The sequence below is a fragment of the Streptomyces sp. NPDC111606 genome (assembly GCF_055656945.1).
Map to the genome: position 1 here is coordinate 24,124 of NZ_JBVKBY010000012.1, position 21,393 is coordinate 45,516.

Genomic DNA, 21,393 nt, shown 5'->3' on the forward strand with positions numbered 1-21,393 from the left:
GGGCCGCGGCCGAGGACGAAGCCTTCTCGGCCGCGGTCGCTTTCACCGTGGTCCATGAACGGTCAGGCTGTCCGGCGGCCCCGGCACTCGGCACTCGCCGAGCGGCCGTGAACAACGCTGAATGAGACGTCAGTTGAGACGGTTGGGCGACTGCAGGCCGGGTCGGCGCCGCTGACGCCCAGGCCGACCGCTACGCCTTTCTGACGTGCAGCACATTGCCGTCCAGGGGCAGTGGTGACTGGTCCACCAGCGCGAGGCCCGCGTCGGCGAAGAGCCTGCCGTAGTGGTCGGCCTGCCGTTCGCGCCCGCCGACGTTGCACATCATGTGGAGATCCCAGGCGGTGGCCAGCGAGACCGAGCCGTCGGAGGGCAGTACGCGTTCGACGACGAGCAGATCGGCGTGATCGGGCATCGCGCGGGCGCAGTGGCGCAGGATCTCGCGGCAGCGCTCGTCGTCCCAGTCGTGCAGGACGCGGGACAGGACATAGACGTCGCCGCCCGCGGGCACGTCCGCGAAGTCGCCGGCCACAAATGCGCATCGCGTGCCGAGTCCGGCCTCCTCAAGTCGGCGGCGGGCGGCTTCCACAGCGTGTGGACGCTCCAGCAGGACCCCGTTCAGACTCGGGTGCGCGGCGAGGACGCGGCCGAGCAGTTCCCCGTTGCCACCCGCGACGTCGACCACCGTGGCCCCGTCGGGTGCCTCGGCCGCGGCAGTGAGCGCCGGATGCGTGGGGACCGGGTCGAACATGGCGGATCCGGCAGCCATGGACTGGTCGAAGAGTTCCGCGAGTTGAGGGTCGCGGGCGAAATGGTCGAAGTGGTTCTCGCCGAAGAGGTGCTCGAAGGCGACCTGTCCCGTGCGCACCGTGTGCCCGAGTCCGGCGAAGGACTCGTAGAACGGGCCGCCGTACATCAGCGCCAGCGCCCGCATCGACCCCGGGACGCCGGCCCGCAGCAGTGCGCCCAGCTCGGTGAGCCGGAAGCCGTCGCGGCCCTCCGTCACCGCGCCCAGCATCGTGAGATAGCGCAGCAGTGTCGCCAGGTTCCGCGGCCTCGCGCCGACCTCCCGCGCCAGTTCCTCGACGCCGACCCCTCGCTCGACATCCATGGCGTCGGGTACCCGGAGCTGAGTGAAGGTGCTCAGGGCTTGTGTCGTCCACGCCCCGGTCAGCAGCCGCAGGAGCGTTTCGGCGGGCTGCCGGGCGCGATGCTCGTCGAGGTGGGCGGTGAGCAGGTCGCGGTGGTCGCCGGGGACGTACAGCTCCACGCGCCGGTACTCGACCTTGGCTTCGGCGGGCGCGCCGAAGTAGAAGACCGTGCCGTTCTCGTGCGGGTTGTAGCCGCCGCCGTCCGGGGTGGCTCCGTAGCGCGCGAAGGTCGCGCACAGACCACGCAGCACCAGCGGATCGGGCGCTACGACCTCGAAGGCGACGTGTGCCTCGTGCTGCCGCTCCCGCTCGGCCACAGCAATCGCGTCGAGACCCGATCCCGTCGGCACGGTCAGCGCGAGCACCTCGACCGTACGGCGCGCCCCGTCCGCCCCGACCACTGTGGGGCGCAGGATGCCGACGTCCAGCTCAGCCGCCTGTCGCTGGTGTCGCACGGCCAGTCGCCCGCGTACGACAACACTCGGCTGCGGTGGCAGGACCGCGACGAGCCCGCAGTCGGTGAGCATGGCACACAACTCCGCCTCGTCCGACGGGAAGACAAGCAGCGCGGCATGGGAGAAGTGGCAGTACTCCACAAGAGTCCGCAGCTCCGGACCGTCGAGCCCGGGGAACAGGAGCGGAAGCAGGGTGGCGGTGTCCTGCTCCTTGACGAAGTCGACCGTCGAGAGCAGGCGGGACGTGTCGCCCGACAACGTCGTGATCATTGCGGGGTCCTCATTCAGATCTGGGATGACGCGGTACAGGAAGAAACAGGGCGGAGGGAGGGACAGACCTCATACGCCGACGTAGTGCTCGGCGAACCAGTCCTGGTGGCTGCGCGACGTACGCAGCGAAGCGATGCGGGAGCGCCGCAGGGAGTTGTGGAACAGGGACGGCCCGTCCGAGCCGGACGGGCCGTGCAGCAACCGGATCATCCAGTGCGAGAACTCCTGCGCACGCCAGATGTACGCCAGGCACCGCGCGGAGTAGGCGTCGAGCCCCTCGGAGTCGCCGTGGACGAGGTCGTCGACCAGGGCGCCGGCGAGGATCTCCGCCTCCAGGACCGCGAGGTTGGCGCCCTTCGCCGCGGAAGGGCTGATGACGCCGGCGGCGTCGCCGGCCAGCAACAGCGAACCGTGACGCAGTGGTTCGAGCACGTCGGACTCCAGGTCGACGACGGCTCGCTGCACGACGCGGCCGCGGTGCAGCGGGCCGTACTCCGTCCCTCGCATCCGTAGATCCAGCTCGTCCCAGATCCGGTCCTCGGACCAGGCATCGGCCGGGGTGCCGCGCTCCCACTGCACGTAGTAGCGGGTGATCTCGCTCGTGCGCGCCATGTGCCCGGCGAAACCTCGCTCGTGCACCGCGTACCCGACGGCGTCCAGACTGGGCGGCGCCTCGGCGAGCAGTCCGAGCCAGGTCACGCCGTGGTCGCAGTGGTGGCGGCGCACCGAGTCGGGCGGCAGCGATCGCCGGGCCGCGCCGTGCCGCCCGTCGCACCCGGCCACGTACCGCGCCCGCCATCGGCCGGGCCGCCCGTCCGCCTCCCGTACGGTCACCGAGGGCCGGTCGGTGTCGGAGTCGAGGACGGCCACCGCCTCGGTGGTGAAGTCGACCCGCCCGCCGGCGGCCAGGAACCTCGTCAACAGGTCGGTGACCAGCTGCTGTTGGGGATAAACGGTGTGCCGCTCACCGCGCCCGAGTCCGCTGTAGTCCAGCCGGAACCTGCCGTCCACGGTGCGGAACTCGCACGTGCTGTGCGCCTGTCCGTGCCGGTGCAGCCCCTCGGCAAGCCCGTGTCGCTCCAGGATCCGTACGGTGTTCGCCGCCAGGAACCCGGCGCGCGCCCGCGTCTGGATGTGCGCGCGCTCGGCACGCTCCAGGATGACGCAGTCGATCCCGCTGTCCTGAAGGAGATTGCCGAGCACGAGCCCGGCCGGTCCGGCGCCGAGGACGACCACGTCGGTTGCTCTCCGCGTCTGTCTTTCTGTCACGAGACGGGATAGTACGTCCGGTGAAGTGGCTTACTGGGCGGAAAATCACCTGAACGAGGAGAGCCGTAGCAGTGAGGTGGGGCGCGCGGGGCAGAGTGGCGCGCCGACCCGGTGGACGTGCGCGGCCACCGAACAGTCGCGGATGATGCAGACCTGTCAGCCGGTCAGTTGGGCCCGTCCGGGCTCCGGGAGAAGGCCGTGTCGCCGGCCGTCGCCACGATCGCGTCCTTGACGAGCAGCACGCGCGGCGGGGTGTCCTGCGCAATGTCCCCGGGGTCGTCCAGTGCGGGGGTGCGCCATGCCTCCGCTCCGGTACGGCTGTCGAGAGCCAGCAGGCGGCCGAAGCGGTTGGAGAAGTAGACCCGCTTGTATGTCGCTGACACCACGGGCGCGGACAGACTCTCCATGTCCGTGGCCTTCTGCCAGAGTTGTCTGCCGCTGTCCGCCGACACCGCGGTGACCGATCCGTCGGCCCGGACGAAGTAGACGACGCCGTCCACCAGGGTGGCCGCGCCGGTCAGCGGACGTGCCAGCGGTATCCGTCTGACCTGCCCGGTTTCCGGGTCCACGCGCAGCAGCGCGTTGTACGGCCGTTCGTACCCTGACTCGTACACGTCCTTCGCGGTCTGAGGGGCGAGGAACAGGGGTCGCCCGCGGACAGCGCCGAGCGCTTCCGCCTTCCGGGGCAGCGTGGCGGTTTCGGTCATGCTGCCGGGTTCGAGCCTCATCAGGTCGACCGGGGTCTGGCCGGGCTCGGTGCCTGCCTCGCACAGGGCGTGAGGGACGCCTCCCAGCGCCGACGGAGCGCAGTACTGGTCCAGCGAGGGCGCCTGCCACAGTTCCTTGCCGGAGGGCCCGTACGCGATGAACGACGAGGAGTCGGGGGACAGGGTCAGCAGTCCGCCGTTGTACAGGACCGGGTCCGCGGCCTTGTCGATGTCGCGCTGCCAACGCCGCTGCCCGGTACCGGCGTCGAGGGCCACCACGCGCCTGATCGTGTCGTCCGGATCCTCGTACGCATAGACCAGCCCGTCGCGAACGCCGATCGGCTGCACTCCCTGAGGACGGGTGCCGGCCCGCCACAGGGTGCGGCCGGAGGCCGGGTCGATCCTGGCGACGGTGAAGCCCGTACCGCCGCAGAACAGGGCGTTCCCGTTCGCCACGCAGCCGGGGCGCTGGTAGTCGAGGGGGACGCCCTTCACGTCGTCCCGCAGGGCCGTACGCCACGGCTTCCAGCCGTTGGGCAGGGACGCGGCACGGGTGGTGGTCGTGGCGGAGGCGTCGGCGGCGGTGGTCGTGTCCTGGCCCGCCACGAAGACACCCGCCCCGATGCTCAGCCCCATGACGGCCAGTGCCGCGGCGAGGCCGGTGAGCAGCATCCGGGACCGGCGGCCCTTGCCGGTGCCGGTGCCCACCGAGGTGGTGGCCGAGCTCCGGGGAGTGGGTCGGGGCCGGGGTGTGGCGAACTCCCTGGCCTTCAGGGGCGCGGTGGCGTCGGACTCCGGCAGCGCCTGGAGCATGCGATGCAGATCCGCCAGTTCCGGCCGTGCGGCCGGGTCCTTGTCGAGGCAGCGCTCGACGATGCGCCGGAGCGCTTCGGGCACGCCTTCGAGGTCCGGGGCCTCGTGCATCACCTGATAGCCGGTCATGTAGGGGCTGTCGGCGTCGAACGGCCCTGTGCCGACGGCCGCGAACACCATCAGTGACCCCAGCGAGAACACGTCCGAGGCCGGGGTGACGTCCCGGGGCGAGGCGAGCTGTTCCGGCGACATGAAGGGCGGAGTGCCGATCACCCGCCCGGTCACCGTGAGGCTCTGGTTGTCGGCGGCGCGCGATATGCCGAAGTCGATGACGCGCGGCCCGTCGTCGGTCATCAGGACGTTGGCCGGTTTGAGGTCCCGGTGCACCAGGCCCGCCCGGTGGATGTCGCGCAGCGCCTCGGTGAGCCCCAGCCCCAGCGCGCGCAACTCCCGTTGGCTCAGCGGGCCGTCCTTCTTCACGACATCGGCGAGGTTGAGCCCCGGCACGTACAGCGTCGCCATCCACGGCCGGTCGGCATCCGGGTCGGCGTCCACGACCGGCGCGGTGAAGGCGCCGCTGACTCTGCGCGCCGCCGCGATCTCCTGCCGGAAGCGCGTTCGGAACTCCTCCTCCTCGGCGTACGACCCGTGCACGAGCTTGACCGCGACCTGGCGTCCTGACGCGGAAACTCCCAGATAGACGACCCCCATGCCGCCTGCCCCGAGCCGACCGAGCAGGGCGTACCCGCCTATGGACTCCGGGTCCCCGCTGCTCAGGGGCGTCATCGCCGATCATCCTTCCGCGTGCCTGCCTACCTCACGGGGATCAGCGTAGGGCCTGCCGTCGCGGAGGCGGAGTGGCGCCCTACCACGGCGCGGTGTCCCTGCGTCACTTCACCAAGCGGTACTTCAGGTGGGTGGCGAGGGGCGTGGCGACCACCCGCACCGGCTCGAGGGTCCGCCGCCCGGCGCCCAGGCCCTCGAAGAGCCGCAGCCCCGCACCGAGAAGCGCGGGCACCACGTGCAGTTGCAGTTCGTCGATGAGTCCCGCGCCGAGGTACTGCTGCACGGTGCTCGCCCCGCCCGCGATGTCGACGTTCCTGTCCCCGGCGGCGGCCTTCGCCCGGTCGAGGGCGTTGTGGATGCCGTCGGTGACGAAGGTGAAGGTGGTGCCGCCCTCTCTGACCAGGGTGGGCCGGGGGCGGTGGGTGAGCACGAAGACCGGGGCCTTGAAGGGTGGGTCGGCGCCCCAGAACTCCTCACCCGTGTCGTACATCATCCGGCCCATGACCACCGCTCCGGTGGCGTCGAACCACTCGCGCATCAGCTCGGAGTCGCGGTTCTCCACCCCGCCGGTCATGCCCTGGCGCCGCCGCCAGCTCGCCAGGTCGTGGATCCATGCGAAGAGCGGCTCGGCGCCGTCGCCTCCCGGGTTGTCGAGGGTGATGCCGGTGCCGGCGATGAAGCCGTCGAGGGAGATGGCCAGGTCCGCGGTTACGGTCACGACGAGTGCTCCTGAAGTCCTGGGATGTGCTGCCTTCACTCCCACGTCGATCGGGAACGGGCACATTCGACACTCCCGGAGAGACATCGTGGGCGCGACTGCTCCCGCCATGGTGGCGCCGCACATGAGACCGGCCGCGGGCTCTTCACCTGCGGGCGTGCAGGAAGGCGGGAATGTCGTCACGCTTCGGGTAGTCCGGCAGGGGCGCCGGCCTGTCCTGAAGGAATGCGGTGATGACGGCCGCGGCTCGGTCGTCGTTGTCGTCCAGGCCGTTCCACATGTGGTGCCCGACTCCGGGCATGTACTGCGTGCGCCGGACGGCGGGGTCACCGGCAAGGACGGCGGTCGCCCATTGACGGACCTGGGAGGAGCACTCGGCGATCATCAGCATCGCGGGGACCTGGGAGCGCTTCAGCTGTGGGGCGATGGAGGGTGAGTCCTTGGTCGTCCGCTGGACGCGGAGGCTGGCGGCGGGGCTGAAGGAGAAGTTCCGTGCCGTGTCCTCGGTCGGGATGCGGTGCGCGTCACGCGCGCAGTAGGCGGATGCGGTGTCGCTGCCGAGGTCGGCGGCGGTGAACGCGTTGTCCCCTTCGGCCTGTCCGACCAGGCCCGTGTCGGGGGTGAGCAGCCCGAGCCGCATGAGGCCGAATGCGACGGCGTACCGGGGGACATGCGTCGACCGCGGTCCGGTCATCGCCGGAGCGAGGCCGCGCGCCGAGGGTCGGCCCTTGTGCCCGGCGATCCGTGCGGTCGGGCCGTCCATCGGGCCGGGCTCGGCGATGATCGCCCGGTGCAGGCGTGCTGCGACACGCGGGTCGGCCAAGGCCCGGGTGAGCACGACCCCGCCCGAGGAGAATCCGAGCATGTCGACCTTGCCCCTGCCCAGGCGGTCGATGAAGGCGCCGAGGTCACGCACCGACCTCGAGATCGTGTACTGGCCCATGGGCAGCAGGTCGCTCCGTCCGCCGCCGGCCTGCTCGTAGGCGTAGACGTCGTAGCCCTGTCGCGCCAGGCGTTGCAGGAACCGGTGGTCGAGTACCGAAATGCCGCGGACCGGCCCGCCGTTGAGGTACACCAACGGAACGGGGTGTCGGGCGCCGGTCGTCACGGGCGGATAGTGATACACCGCGACCCGGCTGCCTGTGGCCAGGCTCCAGTGCTGCGTGGCCACGAACGGCAGAGCGGGCGGGCGCTGCCGTGCCGTGGGCACGGTCGGGACGCAGACCGACGCGGTCAACGCCGCCGCGACGACCACCGGCAGGAACGGGGCGAGCCGCGCCGCCCGGGTACGACGCCGGCCCCGCCACAGTGCGGCGGCAGTCCCGATGCCAAGGGCCGTCAGCCATGCGGCGAGCCCCGAACCGGCCCCGTCCGTGAGGACGATCGCGACGAGAAAGGCGACGACCAGCGTCGCGACGGCGGCCAGGGTCAGCAGTAAGCGTCCGGTGAGGCGAGCCAGGCGTATGGCGAGGGTGGGCACAGAGGACCTCCGTGGTCGGCATGGTTCCGCAGTTGCGTAACGCGGTTTCAGAACGCTGTTTCAAAACGACGTTATCAAACAAGGTAGGCTTCGTGGCATGGGTAGGCCGAGAACGAACGACGCGACCGTCAAAGCGCGCCTCGTGGAGTGCGCGACCGAACTGCTCGCCACCCGCCCGCAGGAGTCGGTCACCGTCCGCGCCGTGGCCACGGCCGCCGAGACCTCGACGGCGGCGGTCTACTCCCTGTTCGGCGACAAGAAAGGACTGATCGGAGCGGTACGCGACAGATCCGTCGCCAGCCTTTTCCAGGCGGTGACGGTGGTGCCGACCTCCGAGGACCCCCTCGCCGACATCTACGCACTGGCCGCCGCGTACCGACGGTGGGGACGCGAACACCACCACCTCTACTCGGTGTTGTTCGGCGGAGTGCAATCCTTCGAGCCGTCAGGCGCGGTCGGTACCAGTGACCCCGTCCGCCCGCTCATCGCGGCGATCGATCGAGCCGTGACGGAGTCCGTCCTCGACGGCGAAGCGACGACGATCGCTGTCTCGCTCTGGGTGACCCTGCACGGGCTCGTGACACTCGAACTCGCTGGCGCCTTCGACGCCCCGACCGCAGAGACCGCCTTCCGGTCGACGATCCACGCCACGCTGCGCGGCTGGACGACCCCCGAGGTGTTCCGCAGCCTTCGCGAGGACGAACCCGCCTCCTGAAGAGAGGGCTGGTCGTCCAACTCCACGGCGCTGCCGAGCCGTTCGGAGGCAGCGCACATGCGGTTCCGCGCGCGTAATAACCGGAGGACAGTGGGCCGAGGGGCGGGGCACACTGCCGAAGTGACTGATCATGATGGGACCGAGCCGGCCCGTGCTTTCCGCATCAAGCCCACCCTGAGTGGGGAGCTCGTCGTGCTGCGACCGGTCACGGTGGATGACGTGCCCGCGTTGCTGCCCATGTTCCGGGACGCCGAGGGGTCGCGCCTGACCGGCAGTCACGGCGACGAGGAGCCCGACGAGGCGCGCATCCGGGCGTGGTACGACTCGCGAGGTGACCAGGACGATCGGCTGGACCTCGCGGTGGTTGAGCGGGCGACGGGGAACGTCGTCGGAGAAGTGGTGCTCAACGAGTGGGACCCGGACAACGAAAGCTGCGGCTTCCGAATCTCCCTGGTCCCGGGCGCCTTCGGACGCGGCCTGGGAACAGAGGCGACCCGGCTGATCGTCGGGTACGGCTTCGAGGAGCCTGGCCTGGGTCTGCACCGCATCTCGCTGGAGGTGTACGCCTTCAACCCGCGCGCTCGCCGCGTCTACGAGAAGGTCGGCTTCGTCACCGAGGGCGTACTGCGGGACGCTCTGCTGTGGGAGGGCGAGCGGGTTGACGCCACGGTGATGTCCATTCTCAGGCCGGAGTGGCTCCGACACCGGGGGCGGGACGGGGCGGTTGGGCGGGTGGCGTCATAGGGCGGGAGGCCTCATAGGCGGGCCTTGTCGCTTCAGCGCTCGTCGTTGCTCGCTGCGGCGTTCCCGTCCGGGGCTGTCGACTCGGCGGCTTCGCCGTACATGCTGACGCGGAGGCGCTCCTTGGCCGCGTCGAGCCGCTGGGAGTAGTCGGGCATGAAGATCTCGCTCAGCGTCGTGTCCAGCGTTCCCGAGATCGCGTGGATCGGCGACCAGACGGCTCGGTCGCGCACGATCCCCTCAAGGTCGTCGGACTGGAACATCACTTGATGGAGCCAGTCCGACAGCACGAACGCCTGATCGTGCGTGAGCTTGATGGTGATCGCTTCATCCTCCACGAGGGTCAACCTAGCTGCCCCGGTCGAGGGTGTCCGGGCCCAGCCGGACGGAGGCGCGCTCTCGGCTTCAGGGCCTGAGCCGGCCCTGTTGAGGGTCGAAGCAGACCAGCTCCATGGAGTCCGCGAGAGCGGCCGCGTAGCCGGCAACCTCCTCAGCCGTGCTCCATCGCATCGGGAAGTAGACGAGGGGGCCGCACGCCGCTTCGATCAACGGCCCCGTCGACCAGGGCGAGGTGTCCGCCACGTCCTCGGTCAGGTCGCACCACCGTTCCAGGAGCGCGGCGACGTAGGCCGCTATGCGCTCGGTCGCCGGATGCTCCGTATCGGTGTCGACGTAGCGGTCATAGAGGTCCGTGAACGCCCGCCCGGCCGCCTTGTCGTCCGCCGGGCGCTCGCCCTCCCACACAGCCAAGTCGTAGCTCATGCCCGGAGGCTCTCACGCCGCACTGACAGGCCGACCGCGCTACTGGCCCGGAGCTCAGAGCCCGGGTTCTCCACGTCGGGGCCCGAGTGGTCACCACCGCGCTGTTACTCACTTTCGGGTGATGGCCCGATCCCTGCAGGGGTGGCGCACCGCGGCGGGGCGACGTCACACCCCAACGCCCGCAAGGCTTCCCGGCCTGTCAGCGCGTCAATACTCGGCCATAGAAGGCATACATGGATGTTGCATCCGAGAGTCATAGAAATATGGACAACAGGTAACAGACGTGATGCCTTCTCCTGAAGTTCTCCACGACGTGGACAAGGTGTGCGTGCGGCCAGCCGGCCGCCAACCCACACCACACCGACTCCCGGCAGCCCGTAACGGCCTCTCGGGAAGGTGCCCGCACCATGGGAGACCCCTTGTCCGCTTCCGCTTCTGTCAGCGCCCGCCGTCTCGCCGCCGCCGCGCTCGCCGCCGGCGCTCTGGTCTCGGTCGTCACGCTGCCGGCCTCCGCCTCCGACCACGTCCGTCCCGAGCGGCCGAAGGTGAAGATCTCGGACGTCCAGTACGACTCCCCGGGCCGTGACGACCGCAGCAACCGCTCCCTGAACCGGGAGTGGGTCGAAATCACCAACACCACCCGCCGCACGGTCAACCTCGACGGCTGGACCCTCGAGGACGAGGACGGCCGCACCTACACCTTCGACCACTACCGCCTGGAAGGCCGCGCCACGGTCCGCATCCACACCGGCATCGGCCGCGACACCGACAGCGACCTCTACCAGGACCGCCGCCACTACGTCTGGGACAACCGCTCCGACACCGCCACCCTCCGCAACGACCGCGGACGCTTCATCGACAACAAGTCCTGGGGCTACGACCGCCACCACGGCGGGCACCACGGCGGGCACCACGGCGGGCACCACGGCGGGCACCACGGCGGCTACCACCACCACCGCTGACCCCAACACCACGTGCGTGACCTGAACACGTTCCCCACGCACCGCTGAGCCCCTGGCGCGCCCGCCCTCTCCCGAGGCCGGGCGCGCCTCAGCGGTCGGCACCCAACGCGCCAAGCAGGGCCCCTCCCTGACGCGCTGAGTGATGGATCACAGAAAATGCGCGGCCTACGCAGGCAACTGTGCACGTAAGTGCCATTTGTGCGCACGCTGTGCACGCTTCTCCGGCAGAGGCGCGAGAAACCACCTGCGGTCTTGATCAGGCAGGTCATACGATCGCCGCGGCGTCGCCCCGCGTGAGCAGTCCGCAAGCCCGACGCCCAGCGCACCTTTTCGCCACCCGACCAGGGGTCCCTTGTGAAGATTCGCCGTGTTCTCGCGACCGCCGTCGCCGCCGCCGTGACCGCCCCGGTCGTTCTCCTCTCGACCGCACCCGCCTTCGCCGACGAGAAGCCGGCCGCGCAGACGCAGAAGGCGAAGCCGACGATCGAAGAGCTCGAGCAGGCCGTCGAGCTCGCGCAGAAGGAGTACGACGCCGCCGTCATCGCGGTGAACGACGCCATCAAGTTCCTTGAGGAGGGACTGGAGGCGGAGACGTACCCGACCAAGGCCGCGGTCATCGAGACCAAGAAGGCCGCTGAGGACGCCGCCAAGGCCAAGACCGAGGCCGACCAGGCCGTCGTGGATGCCCAGGCCAAGCTGGACGCCGCCACCACCGACGAGGAGAAGGCCGCAGCGCAGACGGTGCTGGACGAGGCCGAGAAGGCCGCCCAGGACGCCGCGGCGGCCAAGACGGCCGCGGACACCAAGGCCGCCGCGGCGCGTACCGCCCACGACGACGCCCGCGTCGCCCAGGCCCGGAAGATCGGCCTGCTGCAGAAGACGAGGGACGAGGCCAAGAAGAAGCTGGACGACGCGAAGAAGGCGCTCGCGGACGCCGAGGCCGAGGAGGGGGAGGAGGAGTCGGGCGGCGAGTGCGTCCCCGAGCCCGAACTCACCGCTGTCGTCAGCGGGTTGGCGGACAAGGTCGTCGGCGGAACCACGGAGAACTTCACGCTGCGCGTCACCAACGGCACCGACAAGACGATGGACGAGGTGTACCCGTACGCGGCCGTCCACGCCTTCGACGACAAGGGCTTCAAGGAACTCGACTCCTACCTCGACCTGGAGTGGTCCACCGCCGCGAACCCGGACTGGCGCGACTTCGACCTGTTCGACGGATCGAATGTCGGCTCCCTCAAGGCGAAGGCCTCGGTCGACGTCAAGCTGCGGCTGAAGGTCGACGCGGACATCCCGGCCGGGCAGGGCGCCGTCTTCGTGTCGGCCGACTACGTCAACGCCGACGACTCCTGCGGCGGTTACCCGGACCTCGACCACCGCGAGTTCCAGATCCTGGCCAAGGCCGACCCGGGCAAGACCGACGAGACCGAGGGCAGGACCGACAACACCACCGAGCAGGGCGGTTCCTCCACCACTCCGGTGAACGGAACCGGCGGCAGCGGCAGCGGCTCGCTCGCCGAGACCGGCTCGAGCGACGTGCTGCCGAAGGTCGCCCTGGCCGGCGGCGCGGCGCTCGTGCTCGGCGCCGGCGCGGTGGTCGTCGCCCGTCGCCGCAAGGCGGGCGCCAACGCCTGACCGGCAGGGTGACACGCGACCGGGCCCGTTCCCCCGAGGGGAGTCGGGCCCGGCTCATGTGCGGCGGCGACCGCGTCGCCCCCGGTCATGTCCGCGACGCCCGTGCTACCGCGCACCTCGGTCGGTCGTGTCGCGGGGCGACGGTCCGCGGGAGGTGAGCGGGGTTTCGGACTCGACGCGGGTGAGTTTTTCCGGGTTGCGGACGTAGTAGAGGCCGGTGACCTGTGCGTTCTCCACGCGGAAGGCCAGCACACCGTCGATCTCGCCGTCCAGGCGCAGAATGAGTCCGGGGTTGCCGTTGACCATCGTGAACTCACCGGTGAGGGTGCCGCCGGCCTTGTTGATGCTGCCGGCCATGTAACGGAGCGCCTTGTCGGCGCCGACGACCGGCTGCAGGGCCGCCAGCTTGAGGCCGCCGCCGTCGCTGACGAAGACAACGTCCGGGGCGAGTACGTCGAGCAGCCCCTGCAGGTCCCCGGTCGCGAGCGCGCGCTGGAACGACTTCGACGCCTCCCGGGCTTCCTCCGGGGAAGCCGGTGTGCGCGGTCGGTGCGCGTCGACGTGTCGGCGGGCGCGGTGGGCGATCTGACGTGCGGCGGCGGGCGTCTTGTCGATCGCGGCCGCGATGTCGTCGTAGCCGAAGTCGAAGACCTCGCGCAGTACGAACACGGCGCGTTCGGTCGGCGAGAGGGCCTCGAGGATGAACATGAGTGCCAGCGACAGGTTCTCGGACAGTTCGACGTCCTCGGCCACGTCCGGCGCGGTGAGCAGGGGCTCGGGCAGCCACGGGCCGACGTAGGCCTCCTTGCGCCGTTTGAGGGTGCGGAGCCGGTTGAGCGCTTGCCGGGTCGTGATCCGGACCAGGTAGGCGCGCTGGTCCCGCACCTGCGCCAGGTCGACCTTGACCCACCGCAGCCAGGCCTCCTGGAGGACGTCCTCGGCGTCCGCCGCCGATCCGAGCATCTCGTAGGCGACGGTGAACAGCAGGTCGCGGTGGGCGACGAAGGCCTCGGTCGCGGGGTCGTTGACGCGGTCGTTCATGTCGTGCGCTTCGCTCTCTCGTGGTCGGCCCCATGGGCTCGAAGCAGGCCGTGGAACATGTACCCGGTCCGGTGCCGGGGTCGTCGGCAGCGGCCTCCCTGCGACCGGGCCGTGCGCGGTGGGCGCGCTGGTGGGAACGGCGTCCCGGCGCCCGGCCACGGCCTGCGCACACCTGGTCGCGGCGGCGTGTCCCGGTCAGTCCGGCTCGGTCCTCCTCGGGCCGGACCGTGCAGTCCGGCCCGAGGAGGACCGGACGGCTAGGCCGCGCGTCGGGTGCCGGACGGCGTCGTGGGGTGTTCCGGCTGAGGCGATTCCGGGCGGTCGGTGCTGTCGCCGCGGGATGCGCGGGAGCCGGCCTTGCGTGCCCCGGACACCAGCTTGTTGAGGGTGAACCGGCAGGCGATCTCCTTGACGCCGGCACCGAGGCCCCCGCTGATGCTGAGCGCGTTCACCTTGTCGTTCGGGTACGAGAACTGGGTGACGCCCTCCTTTCGGCCGAGGCTGAGGCACTGTCCGGCGAAGAACATGCGCACGGGGGCGGTCTTCTTCCCCGCGATCCGGCGCAGGATCGTGTCGGCGGCGGCCGGGCCCAGCTGTACGGCGGCCTGGCAGCTCATCCGGAACGGGTGGTCCGGCATCACCCCCGCGTCCCCTGCGGCGACGATCCGCTCGTCGTCCACGCTGGTCAGCGTCGTGTCGGTGAGCAGGCGCCCTTCGGCGTCGGTGCGCAGTCCGCTGCGGGCGGCCAGGTCCGGGACACGGAATCCCGCGGTCCAGACCGTCACCGCGCCGGGCAGGACGCGACCGTCGTCGAGCCGTACGGCGTCCTGGGTCACTTCCGTCACCTGCGCGCCGGGACCGTCGAGGACGGTCACACCCAGCTTGGCGAGCCGGCGGGCGACCGGGCGGCGAACCCGGGCATGCAGGGAGGGGCCGAGCACGGCGCCGCAGACCAGAGTGACCTTGCGGCCCGCTTCCGCCAGCTCGGCGGCGGTCTCCAAGCCGGTCGGGCCGGCCCCGACCACGGTCACCGGAGCCGACGCGGGCGTCGCGGCCAGCGCCGTCCGCAGTCGTTGTGCCCCTTCCAGATCGGACACCCAATGAGCGAACTCCGCCGCTCCGGGGACGCCTGGATCGGAGGCGCCGCTGCCCACCGCGTAGACGAGGTAGTCGTACCCGACCGTGCCACCGCCCGCGAGGGACACCTGGCGGTCGGCGGCGTCGATCCGGGTCGCGGTGTCGACCACCAGCCGGACGTTTCCGCCCAGGACCTTGCCGAAGCTCTCGACCGCGTCGTCGGAGCCGGTCACGAGCTGGTGCAGGCGGATCCGCTCGACGAAGTCGGGACGCGGATTGACCACTGTCACCGACACGCCATCGCGCCGAGCCAGGCTGTTGGCCGCCGTCACGCCCCCGTACCCGCCGCCGACCACGAGCACCTGCACGTTCCCGTTCATCATGTCTCCCTCGCGTTGTGGTTTCGGCATGGAGACACCGGTGGCGCGGGCGGTGTGACACCCCGCGGATGAGACGTGGCGCACATCGGTTGGCGGCGGGAACGTCGCCCCTTCCGAGGCGAGTGGCGTGACGCGCAGCTGCACCGGGGCCATGCCCCGGGGATGACGACCTGGCGTCCCCGGCGGGGACACGGGTCATCTGGTTCCGGCGGCGCCCGTCGCGACGAGTCCCAGCAGGTTGGCGTGAATCTCGCTGAACCGGGCCCGCACCGCCTCCGCGGCCTTGGCGACATCGCGTGCGGCGGGGTCGCGAGGCCGTTCGAGCAGCAGTTGGACGGTGTCGCCATCACCCAGGTCCTTTCCCGCCCTCCCACCGATACCGGCGACGACCGCCCGGCCGGGCGTCGGTGGCCAGGCACGCCGACCGGGACCGTCATCCAGTCATCCCGTCATCACTGGGAGCCGCCCGTACCGGAAGCCCTCCGTAGCAGCCCCCTCTCCAGTGCCACCACCACCGCCCTCGTGCGGTCGTTCACGCCGAGCTTGGCGAACAGGCGGAGCAGGTGGGTCTTCACCGTCGCTTCGGCGATGACAAGTCGCCGCCCGATCTCCGCGTTGGTCAGACCGTCGGCCACAGCGTTCAGAACGTCCGCCTCGCGGGCTGTGAGCGGGACCTGGGCGGGCTGCCGCATACGGGCGACGAGCTTCTCGGCCACCCGGGGCGCCAGCACCGTCTCACCCCGGGCCGCCGCGTGGATCGCGTCGACCAGCTGCTCGCGGGTCGTGTCCTTGAGGAGGTAGCCGATGGCCCCGGCCTCCACTGCGCGCTCGATTTCCGTGTCGGTGTCGTACGTCGTCAGGATCAGCACCCGGGTACGAGGAAAGCGCGCCACGATCTCGGCCGTCGTGGCCACTCCGTCGAGCACCGGCATCCGCAGGTCGACCAGGGCTACGTCGGGCTCGTACCGCTCGACGAGTTCGAGGGCCGCGCGGCCGTCGCCCGCCTCGCCGACGATCTCGATCGTGATCTCGGAGGCGAGGAGGGCCACTACTCCGGCCCGCATGACGGTGTGGTCGTCCACCACGATGATGCGGATCGCTCCGCCGGACACCCCGGACACTCCTGCAACCCGTCGGTCGGTCACGCCGCCGCCTCGCTTTCACCGGGCGCCTGGGAAGCCATGGGAATCAGCGCCAGCACCCGCGTTCCGTCACCCACCGAACTCGTCACCGTCAGCCTTCCCCCCAGCTCCGCCAGCCGCTTGCGCATCCCGTCCAGACCGAAGCCCCTCGACTCCTCCACCACGAATCCGGCCCCGTCGTCGGTGATCTCCAGCTCCACCCCGTACGCCTGCCGGGTCAGGACCACGCCGACCGTGGTCGCACGCGCGTGCTTGCGTACGTTGGCAAGGGACTCCTGGGTGCAGCGCAGGAGCGCGATCCGGGTCTGCTGGTCGCACACCAGGTCCTCCAGTTCGGCGTCCACGGTGAGCCCGGTGTCCTCCGTGAAGCGGTCCAGGGTCCGGCGCAGCGTCTGCGCCACCGAACCGGCCGCCGACTGGCCCGGCCGGTGCGCCGATCCGACCAACTCCCGGGCCTCGGCCAGGTTCTCCCGGGCCGTGGACTCGATCGACCGCAGCTGTTGGACACTGCGCGCGGTGTCGGAGTCGAGCCCCGCCCGGGCCGCCTCCGCGAGCACGATGATCGAGGCGAAGCCCTGCGCGAGCGTGTCGTGGATCTCCCGCGCCATCCGCTCGCGTTCGTCCGCCGCGCCCTGCCGCTGGTGCGCCTCGGACAGCTGTGCCTGGGTCTGTTCCAACTCGGCGATGAGCCGCGCCCGTTCCGTGCTCTGCGCCACCACCGAGTGCGCCCACAGACCGATGAGCGCCCCCACGGCGACGACGATCAGCGTGGAGACGACCGTCTCGCTGAAGAACTCCACCGTCCAGCCGTCCTGCCGAAGCACGCTCCCGGCCAGGGTGCCGATCGTGGCCAGCCCCAGAAATCCCATCGAGGCTCTCGGTGAGCGCCCGAACATCCAGTAGTGCGGCAGCGTCACCATGAACAGCGCCGCGTAGTTGCCACGCAGATACGCGAGCCCGCCCAACGCCAGCGCCAGCACCGAGAGATAGACGTGCGGTCGTACGACGGGGTTGTCCGGGAAACGGTCGAGTACCGCGTAACACAGCACCACGCTGCCCAGGAGCGCGAGCGCCACGTACCTGCTCCCGCCGGGCCGGTCCATCGCCGCGAGACCGAGGGCCATCACGGCGAACAGCACCCAGCACACCGCGTTCCAGCGTCGCAGTGACGTGGCCCAGAAGGCGTCGGCAGCGGGCCCGGCGAGAGCGGTCATGGCGATCAACGTACGTCGACCGCCGAACGCCGTGTGACCCCTTTTTCCGACCCGCTCGTCACCCGAGGCAAGCGCGAGGGCCACCAACTCGCCTCACCCAGCAGCAGCATCGCCGACGGCAGCACCATGACCCGGACCACGAAGGCATCGAGCAGCACTGCCGCCGCCAGCACGAACCCGATCTGCTTCATCTCGATGATGTGCAGGAAGACGAAGCTGGCGAAGACGGTCGTCATCACGACCGCGGCACTGGTCACCACGCTCGCCGAGCTGCGGATTCCGTCGAGCACCGCCTGACGCGTGGGTACTCCCGCGAGCGCGGCCTCCCTGATCCGACTCACCACGAACACCTGGTAGTCCATCGAGAGCCCGAAAAGGATCACGAAGAGGAACAGCGGGACACGCGATCCGATCGATCCCGTGGAGTGGAAGTCCAGCAGCCCCTCGGCCCAGGTCCCCTGGAAGACCAGGACGAGCAGACCCAGGGCCGCCGCCGCGGACAGCAGGTTCAGTACGACACCGATCAGGCCGAGCATCACCGAGCGGAACGCGTACACGGTCATCGCGAACGTCACCAGCAGCAACGCGCCGAGGACCAGCGGGAGTTTGCTGTTCTGATGGGCGGGATAGTCGGTGTAGCGGGCGACGTCGCCGCTCACGCCGTACTCGGCACCGTCGATCCGGCCGACGGTGACGGGCAGGAAGTCGTCCCGCAGCCGGTCCAGGGAGTCGTACGCCTGCTCGGAGTTGCCGAGATGCGGCACCTTCAGCTCCAGGGTGCTGGTGCGGTGGTCGGCGGACGTCCGTATCCGCGGGGTACCGGCGAACAGCGGGTCGGCGTCGGCGCGCCGGGCCACCTCACTTAGAGCCGAGTCGACCTCGGCGGCCCGGGAGGCGTCGGCGCGTACGACGATCTGGTGGGTGACCCGTTGCTCGGGGAACGCCGCGTTGAGCCGGTCGTACACGCGCATCGCGGGGATGTCGCGGGAATGCGTGTCCCGGCTCATCTCGGTGATCTTCAGTCCGGCCAGCGGCGCGACGAGCGCGAGCAGACCGAGGACCGAGACGCACAGGGTGGCCAGCGGATGCCGGGCGGCGGGCCGCAGCAGCGCGCCCCACACCCGTCCGCCGCCTGCGCCTTCTCCCCGGCCCGGCGTCCGGCGTGCGGGCTTCCCGCGCCGCGCCCGCCGCAGCGCCTTGCGCTCCTCCCGCTTCCCGAGCTTGACGAGGAGCGCGGGCAGCGCCGTCAGCGAACTGGCCACCGAGACCAGGACGACGACGATGGTGCCGGTCGCGAGCGAGGAGAAGATCACGTCGGAGGCCAGATACAGCGTCGCGGTGGAGGCGACCACCGCGAGCCCGGAGACCACTACCGCCCGGCCCGACGTGGCGGCCGCCAGTTCCACCAGTGCCTCCGAGCCGAGCCGGCCGCCGGAGCGGGCCCGCTCCTCGCGCTCACGCTTGAGGTAGAAGAGCGTGTAGTCGACGCCGACCGCGAGGCCGATCATCAGGATGACGTTCGTGCCGACCCCGGTGTCGGGGGAGAGGTGCGAGGCGACCATGGACAGCCCGATCGCCGCCGCGATCGACGACAGCGCCAGCAGCAACGGCACCCCGGCCATGGTGACCGACCCGAACACGACCAGCAGCGTGATCAGCGTGACCGGCAGGGTGATCGCCTCGGAGAGCGCCAGATCGTCGCTGCGCTGCTGGTCGACTCCCTTGCTGATGGACGGGGATCCGGTCTCCTGGAGGAGGCGTCCGGGGTGGCTCCGCTGCACCGCCGTCGTCTGCTCCACGAGCGCGTCGACCTTGTCATCCGCCTCCCGCTCCTCGCCCTTCAGCGTCACCTCGACCATGAGGATCGTGCGGTCCTCGGAGAGCAGTGGGGTTGCCACGCCCGCCACTTCGGGCAGCCGCTGCATCCGCGCGGTGAGATCCTTCGCGGCGGCTTGTGCGGCGGCCCGGTCGAGAGCGCCCGACTTGGCGGAGATCAGCACCTGCTCGGTGGACCTGCGTTCCAGGTGTCCCTCAGCGGCCAGGGCCTCGGCGCGGCCGGCCTCACCGACCCGGTAGTCCGCCGTATTCGCGCTGTTCATGCCGACGGCACTGCCGACCCCCAGGCACAGCACCACGAACACCAGCCAGCCGACGATCGCCCGCCAGGGATGGCGCGCGCTCCAGCGAGCCATGCTCACAGAGATTGATTTCATGCCCAAGAGCCTTGTTGAACAGGGCAGTTGCCCGACAGAGGTACTCGGTTGATCCTGTCGTCCACCGTTCGGTGGACACCGACGCTGGGGAAAACCCCACGCGTGCCGGAGTTCTCTTCCGGGCGCGGTGTCCTTTGCCCGTCCCCGGAGAGATGAGGCGATGCCGAGCCTGGCGGCAATGACGTCCTGAGTAGCCAAGACGCCGCGCCCAGGCCCCACCGAAGGGCAGACTGCGGGCATGAAGGAAGTCGTCGCTGTCGCGCTCATCACGGCAGTAACCACCCTTGCGGCCGGCGCGATCGCCGGTGGGTTCACGTATGGCGCTGCGCGGCGGCAAGCCGCGAATGGCGGCCCGTGACAGTGAGGCTCTGCTGGATGTCCACTCCGTGCAGTACACGGAGTTCACCGACCGCCGCGATGAGCTTGAGCAGGTCTTCGTCGAAGCCGCCAGGAAGGTGCTGGGCGGGGGCGTTGGGGATCCGCCGGCCTGGTGATCAGTCTGGTTGGTCAACCCGTTGGCCGCTGCTCGATCGGGCACGCAAGGGGCACGGTGGCCCTTCTCCCGGCTTCCCGGATGGCGGCCGCCTAAGTCCCGGCCCGATCGAGCCTAGTCGGTCCTCAGGCGGTCGTCCGCGGCTGTCGCGCTGATAGGGCCCTCACTGCTGAGCCCGAGACGAGCACTCCTGACAGAGCGATCAGACTGGTCAGGATGTCCTGGATCTGTGCCGCCGGGGCATAGACGATCACGATGACGATGACCAGGGCCGCCCAGTCCTTCGGGCGAGCGATTGACAGTACGGAGCGGGTTGGAGCCACACTCATAGCGGTACCTCCTGGTACTCAGTGCCCGCCTCACCGATCTTGCCGCCAAGCCCGTTCGGTGGTGCGGGCCTCCTGCTTAGGCACATAGTGGCGTCTCTTTTGTCAGGACGTATCTTGAGCGCCTCGGACAAGGCCTACGGTCCCTCGGACGGGTGATTGCGCGGGCGTGCGCTTGTCGCTCGACCGCCCCAGCCGCACCGGGTTTCGCTCCGCGCCCGCGCGCCCGCAAGGCCCGCGTCACGGCCGGCGGTGTGTGCGCCCGGCGTAGATCCGTTGGCCTACGCTTCGGTTCATGGGGGCGGTGATCCGGAGCGGCGTCCGAGAGCGGGTGGAGACTTCGGCCCGTGCTGAGAGGCGCGGGAGAGCTTCGGCGCATGGGGCATGTACGGGGGAACGGGGCACTACTTCCAGCTTGCTGATCCGCTGTCAGAGAAGGGTGTCGCCGGGGCGGAGGCTCAGTGGGGTGTCTCGCTGCCTGCGGACTACCGGGCCTTCCTCCTCGAAGTCGGCGCCGGCGGTGCCGGACACTTCTATGGACTCACGACCCTGTCCCGCACAGATGACAGGTGGCTGTGGAGGGACCCCGGTGGCGGCACCGTCCACGAGAGACTGCGTTTCCCCTTCCCGGATGCGGAAGAGCATGTGTGTGCTCAGGCCGAGCACGAGCGCAAGGCCCCGTCGAGTCCGACTTCGAGGACGAGTGAGCGTTTCAGGTGGCGTACCGCGCCTGGCTGGAGGAGGACGAGAAGCAGTCCGACGGGTTCTTGTTCGGTGCGGTGTGCCTCAGCCACGAGGGGTGCGGCTACTTCGACTGGCTGGTCGTCTCGGGCCCACAGCGCGGGCAAGTGTGGCTCGACGAGCGTCCGGGGGACGGCTGAGGCTGTCGTACGGCGTGGCCGCTAGGACGGTTGGGCCCTGACGTCCGGACCATGTCGGCGTCGTGGGGCGGCTGGAAGGCGAAGTTCCTCTCAGCCGACCTGGTCCGGACGACGGACCCTGGGCCGGGCACCCTGACAGATGTCAGGTACCCGGGGCCGCCCCCGTGC

18 protein-coding genes and 1 pseudogene are annotated in these 21,393 nt (G+C 70.3%); 7 read left to right on the forward strand and 12 right to left on the reverse strand.

The window, feature by feature from the left end:
* Positions 1-190: 190 nt before the first annotated feature.
* The 5 genes from ACZ7M7_RS34730 to ACZ7M7_RS34750 all read right to left on the reverse strand — a co-directional run bounded on the left by ACZ7M7_RS34730 (position 191) and on the right by ACZ7M7_RS34750 (position 7,646).
* Entirely contained in the window at positions 191-1,873 is a 1,683-nt protein-coding gene (locus ACZ7M7_RS34730; protein WP_472123905.1) for a methyltransferase, read from the reverse strand.
* A gap of 69 nt (positions 1,874-1,942) precedes the next feature.
* Positions 1,943-3,109, reverse strand: a complete 1,167-nt coding sequence (locus ACZ7M7_RS34735) for a 4-hydroxybenzoate 3-monooxygenase (RefSeq protein WP_472124481.1) — start codon at positions 3,107-3,109, stop codon at positions 1,943-1,945.
* 197 nt (positions 3,110-3,306) lie between these two features.
* The gene (locus ACZ7M7_RS34740; RefSeq protein ID WP_472123907.1) at positions 3,307-5,448 is read right to left on the reverse strand and encodes a protein kinase domain-containing protein; all 2,142 of its coding nucleotides are present in this window, start codon (positions 5,446-5,448) and stop codon (positions 3,307-3,309) included.
* 103 nt (positions 5,449-5,551) lie between these two features.
* Entirely contained in the window at positions 5,552-6,166 is a 615-nt protein-coding gene (locus tag ACZ7M7_RS34745; RefSeq protein WP_472123910.1) for a dihydrofolate reductase family protein, read from the reverse strand.
* A 145-nt stretch (positions 6,167-6,311) separates the two neighbouring features.
* On the reverse strand, positions 6,312-7,646 hold the full coding sequence (locus tag ACZ7M7_RS34750) for an alpha/beta fold hydrolase (protein ID WP_472123913.1): 1,335 nt from the start codon (positions 7,644-7,646) through the stop codon (positions 6,312-6,314).
* 97 nt (positions 7,647-7,743) lie between these two features.
* Here ACZ7M7_RS34750 and ACZ7M7_RS34755 point away from each other — a divergent pair, with 97 nt between their 5' ends.
* The gene (locus ACZ7M7_RS34755) at positions 7,744-8,361 is read left to right on the forward strand and encodes a TetR-like C-terminal domain-containing protein (protein ID WP_383615173.1); all 618 of its coding nucleotides are present in this window, start codon (positions 7,744-7,746) and stop codon (positions 8,359-8,361) included.
* A gap of 174 nt (positions 8,362-8,535) precedes the next feature.
* Positions 8,536-9,105, forward strand: a complete 570-nt coding sequence (locus tag ACZ7M7_RS34760) for a GNAT family N-acetyltransferase (protein ID WP_472124484.1) — start codon at positions 8,536-8,538, stop codon at positions 9,103-9,105.
* A 32-nt stretch (positions 9,106-9,137) separates the two neighbouring features.
* On the opposite strand, the gene ACZ7M7_RS34765 is transcribed toward ACZ7M7_RS34760, so the two are convergent.
* Both ACZ7M7_RS34765 and ACZ7M7_RS34770 read right to left on the reverse strand, forming a co-directional pair.
* A complete protein-coding gene (locus ACZ7M7_RS34765) occupies positions 9,138-9,440 on the reverse strand; it encodes a hypothetical protein (protein WP_383633109.1) in 303 nt (100 codons plus the stop codon).
* A gap of 67 nt (positions 9,441-9,507) precedes the next feature.
* On the reverse strand, positions 9,508-9,864 hold the full coding sequence (locus ACZ7M7_RS34770) for a hypothetical protein (protein ID WP_472123917.1): 357 nt from the start codon (positions 9,862-9,864) through the stop codon (positions 9,508-9,510).
* Positions 9,865-10,271: 407 nt separating this feature from the next.
* On the opposite strand from ACZ7M7_RS34770, the gene ACZ7M7_RS34775 reads away from it, so the two are divergent.
* Both ACZ7M7_RS34775 and ACZ7M7_RS34780 read left to right on the forward strand, forming a co-directional pair.
* On the forward strand, positions 10,272-10,826 hold the full coding sequence (locus ACZ7M7_RS34775) for a lamin tail domain-containing protein (protein ID WP_472123920.1): 555 nt from the start codon (positions 10,272-10,274) through the stop codon (positions 10,824-10,826).
* A 354-nt stretch (positions 10,827-11,180) separates the two neighbouring features.
* Positions 11,181-12,458, forward strand: coding sequence for a peptidase (locus ACZ7M7_RS34780; protein ID WP_472123923.1), 1,278 nt, complete (start codon positions 11,181-11,183; stop codon positions 12,456-12,458).
* A 105-nt stretch (positions 12,459-12,563) separates the two neighbouring features.
* Here the strand turns inward: ACZ7M7_RS34780 and ACZ7M7_RS34785 are convergent, their stop codons facing one another.
* From ACZ7M7_RS34785 to ACZ7M7_RS34805, 5 genes are all read right to left on the reverse strand, one after another.
* Positions 12,564-13,499: an RNA polymerase sigma-70 factor gene (locus ACZ7M7_RS34785; protein ID WP_383615190.1), complete on the reverse strand. Its 936-nt coding sequence runs from the start codon at positions 13,497-13,499 to the stop codon at positions 12,564-12,566.
* Between the two features lie 257 nt (positions 13,500-13,756).
* The gene (locus ACZ7M7_RS34790) at positions 13,757-14,956 is read right to left on the reverse strand and encodes an NAD(P)/FAD-dependent oxidoreductase (protein WP_472124487.1); all 1,200 of its coding nucleotides are present in this window, start codon (positions 14,954-14,956) and stop codon (positions 13,757-13,759) included.
* A gap of 452 nt (positions 14,957-15,408) precedes the next feature.
* Complete coding sequence (locus ACZ7M7_RS34795) at positions 15,409-16,068, reverse strand: response regulator (protein WP_472123927.1); 660 nt, start codon at positions 16,066-16,068, stop codon at positions 15,409-15,411.
* Positions 16,069-16,097: 29 nt separating this feature from the next.
* Positions 16,098-17,312 (reverse strand): sensor histidine kinase, encoded by a 1,215-nt coding sequence (locus tag ACZ7M7_RS34800; RefSeq protein ID WP_472123930.1) that lies wholly within the window; start codon positions 17,310-17,312, stop codon positions 16,098-16,100.
* A 5-nt stretch (positions 17,313-17,317) separates the two neighbouring features.
* On the reverse strand, positions 17,318-19,525 hold the full coding sequence (locus ACZ7M7_RS34805; protein WP_472123932.1) for an MMPL family transporter: 2,208 nt from the start codon (positions 19,523-19,525) through the stop codon (positions 17,318-17,320).
* 317 nt (positions 19,526-19,842) lie between these two features.
* Here ACZ7M7_RS34805 and ACZ7M7_RS34810 point away from each other — a divergent pair, with 317 nt between their 5' ends.
* The 3 genes and pseudogenes from ACZ7M7_RS34810 to ACZ7M7_RS34820 all read left to right on the forward strand — a co-directional run bounded on the left by ACZ7M7_RS34810 (position 19,843) and on the right by ACZ7M7_RS34820 (position 21,225).
* Positions 19,843-20,019, forward strand: coding sequence for a hypothetical protein (locus ACZ7M7_RS34810; protein WP_472123935.1), 177 nt, complete (start codon positions 19,843-19,845; stop codon positions 20,017-20,019).
* Positions 20,020-20,728: 709 nt separating this feature from the next.
* A pseudogene (locus ACZ7M7_RS34815) lies at positions 20,729-20,941 on the forward strand (SMI1/KNR4 family protein); the annotation flags it as partial.
* 119 nt (positions 20,942-21,060) lie between these two features.
* A complete protein-coding gene (locus tag ACZ7M7_RS34820) occupies positions 21,061-21,225 on the forward strand; it encodes a hypothetical protein (RefSeq protein WP_472124527.1) in 165 nt (54 codons plus the stop codon).
* The last annotated feature ends 168 nt before the right edge of the window (positions 21,226-21,393 follow it).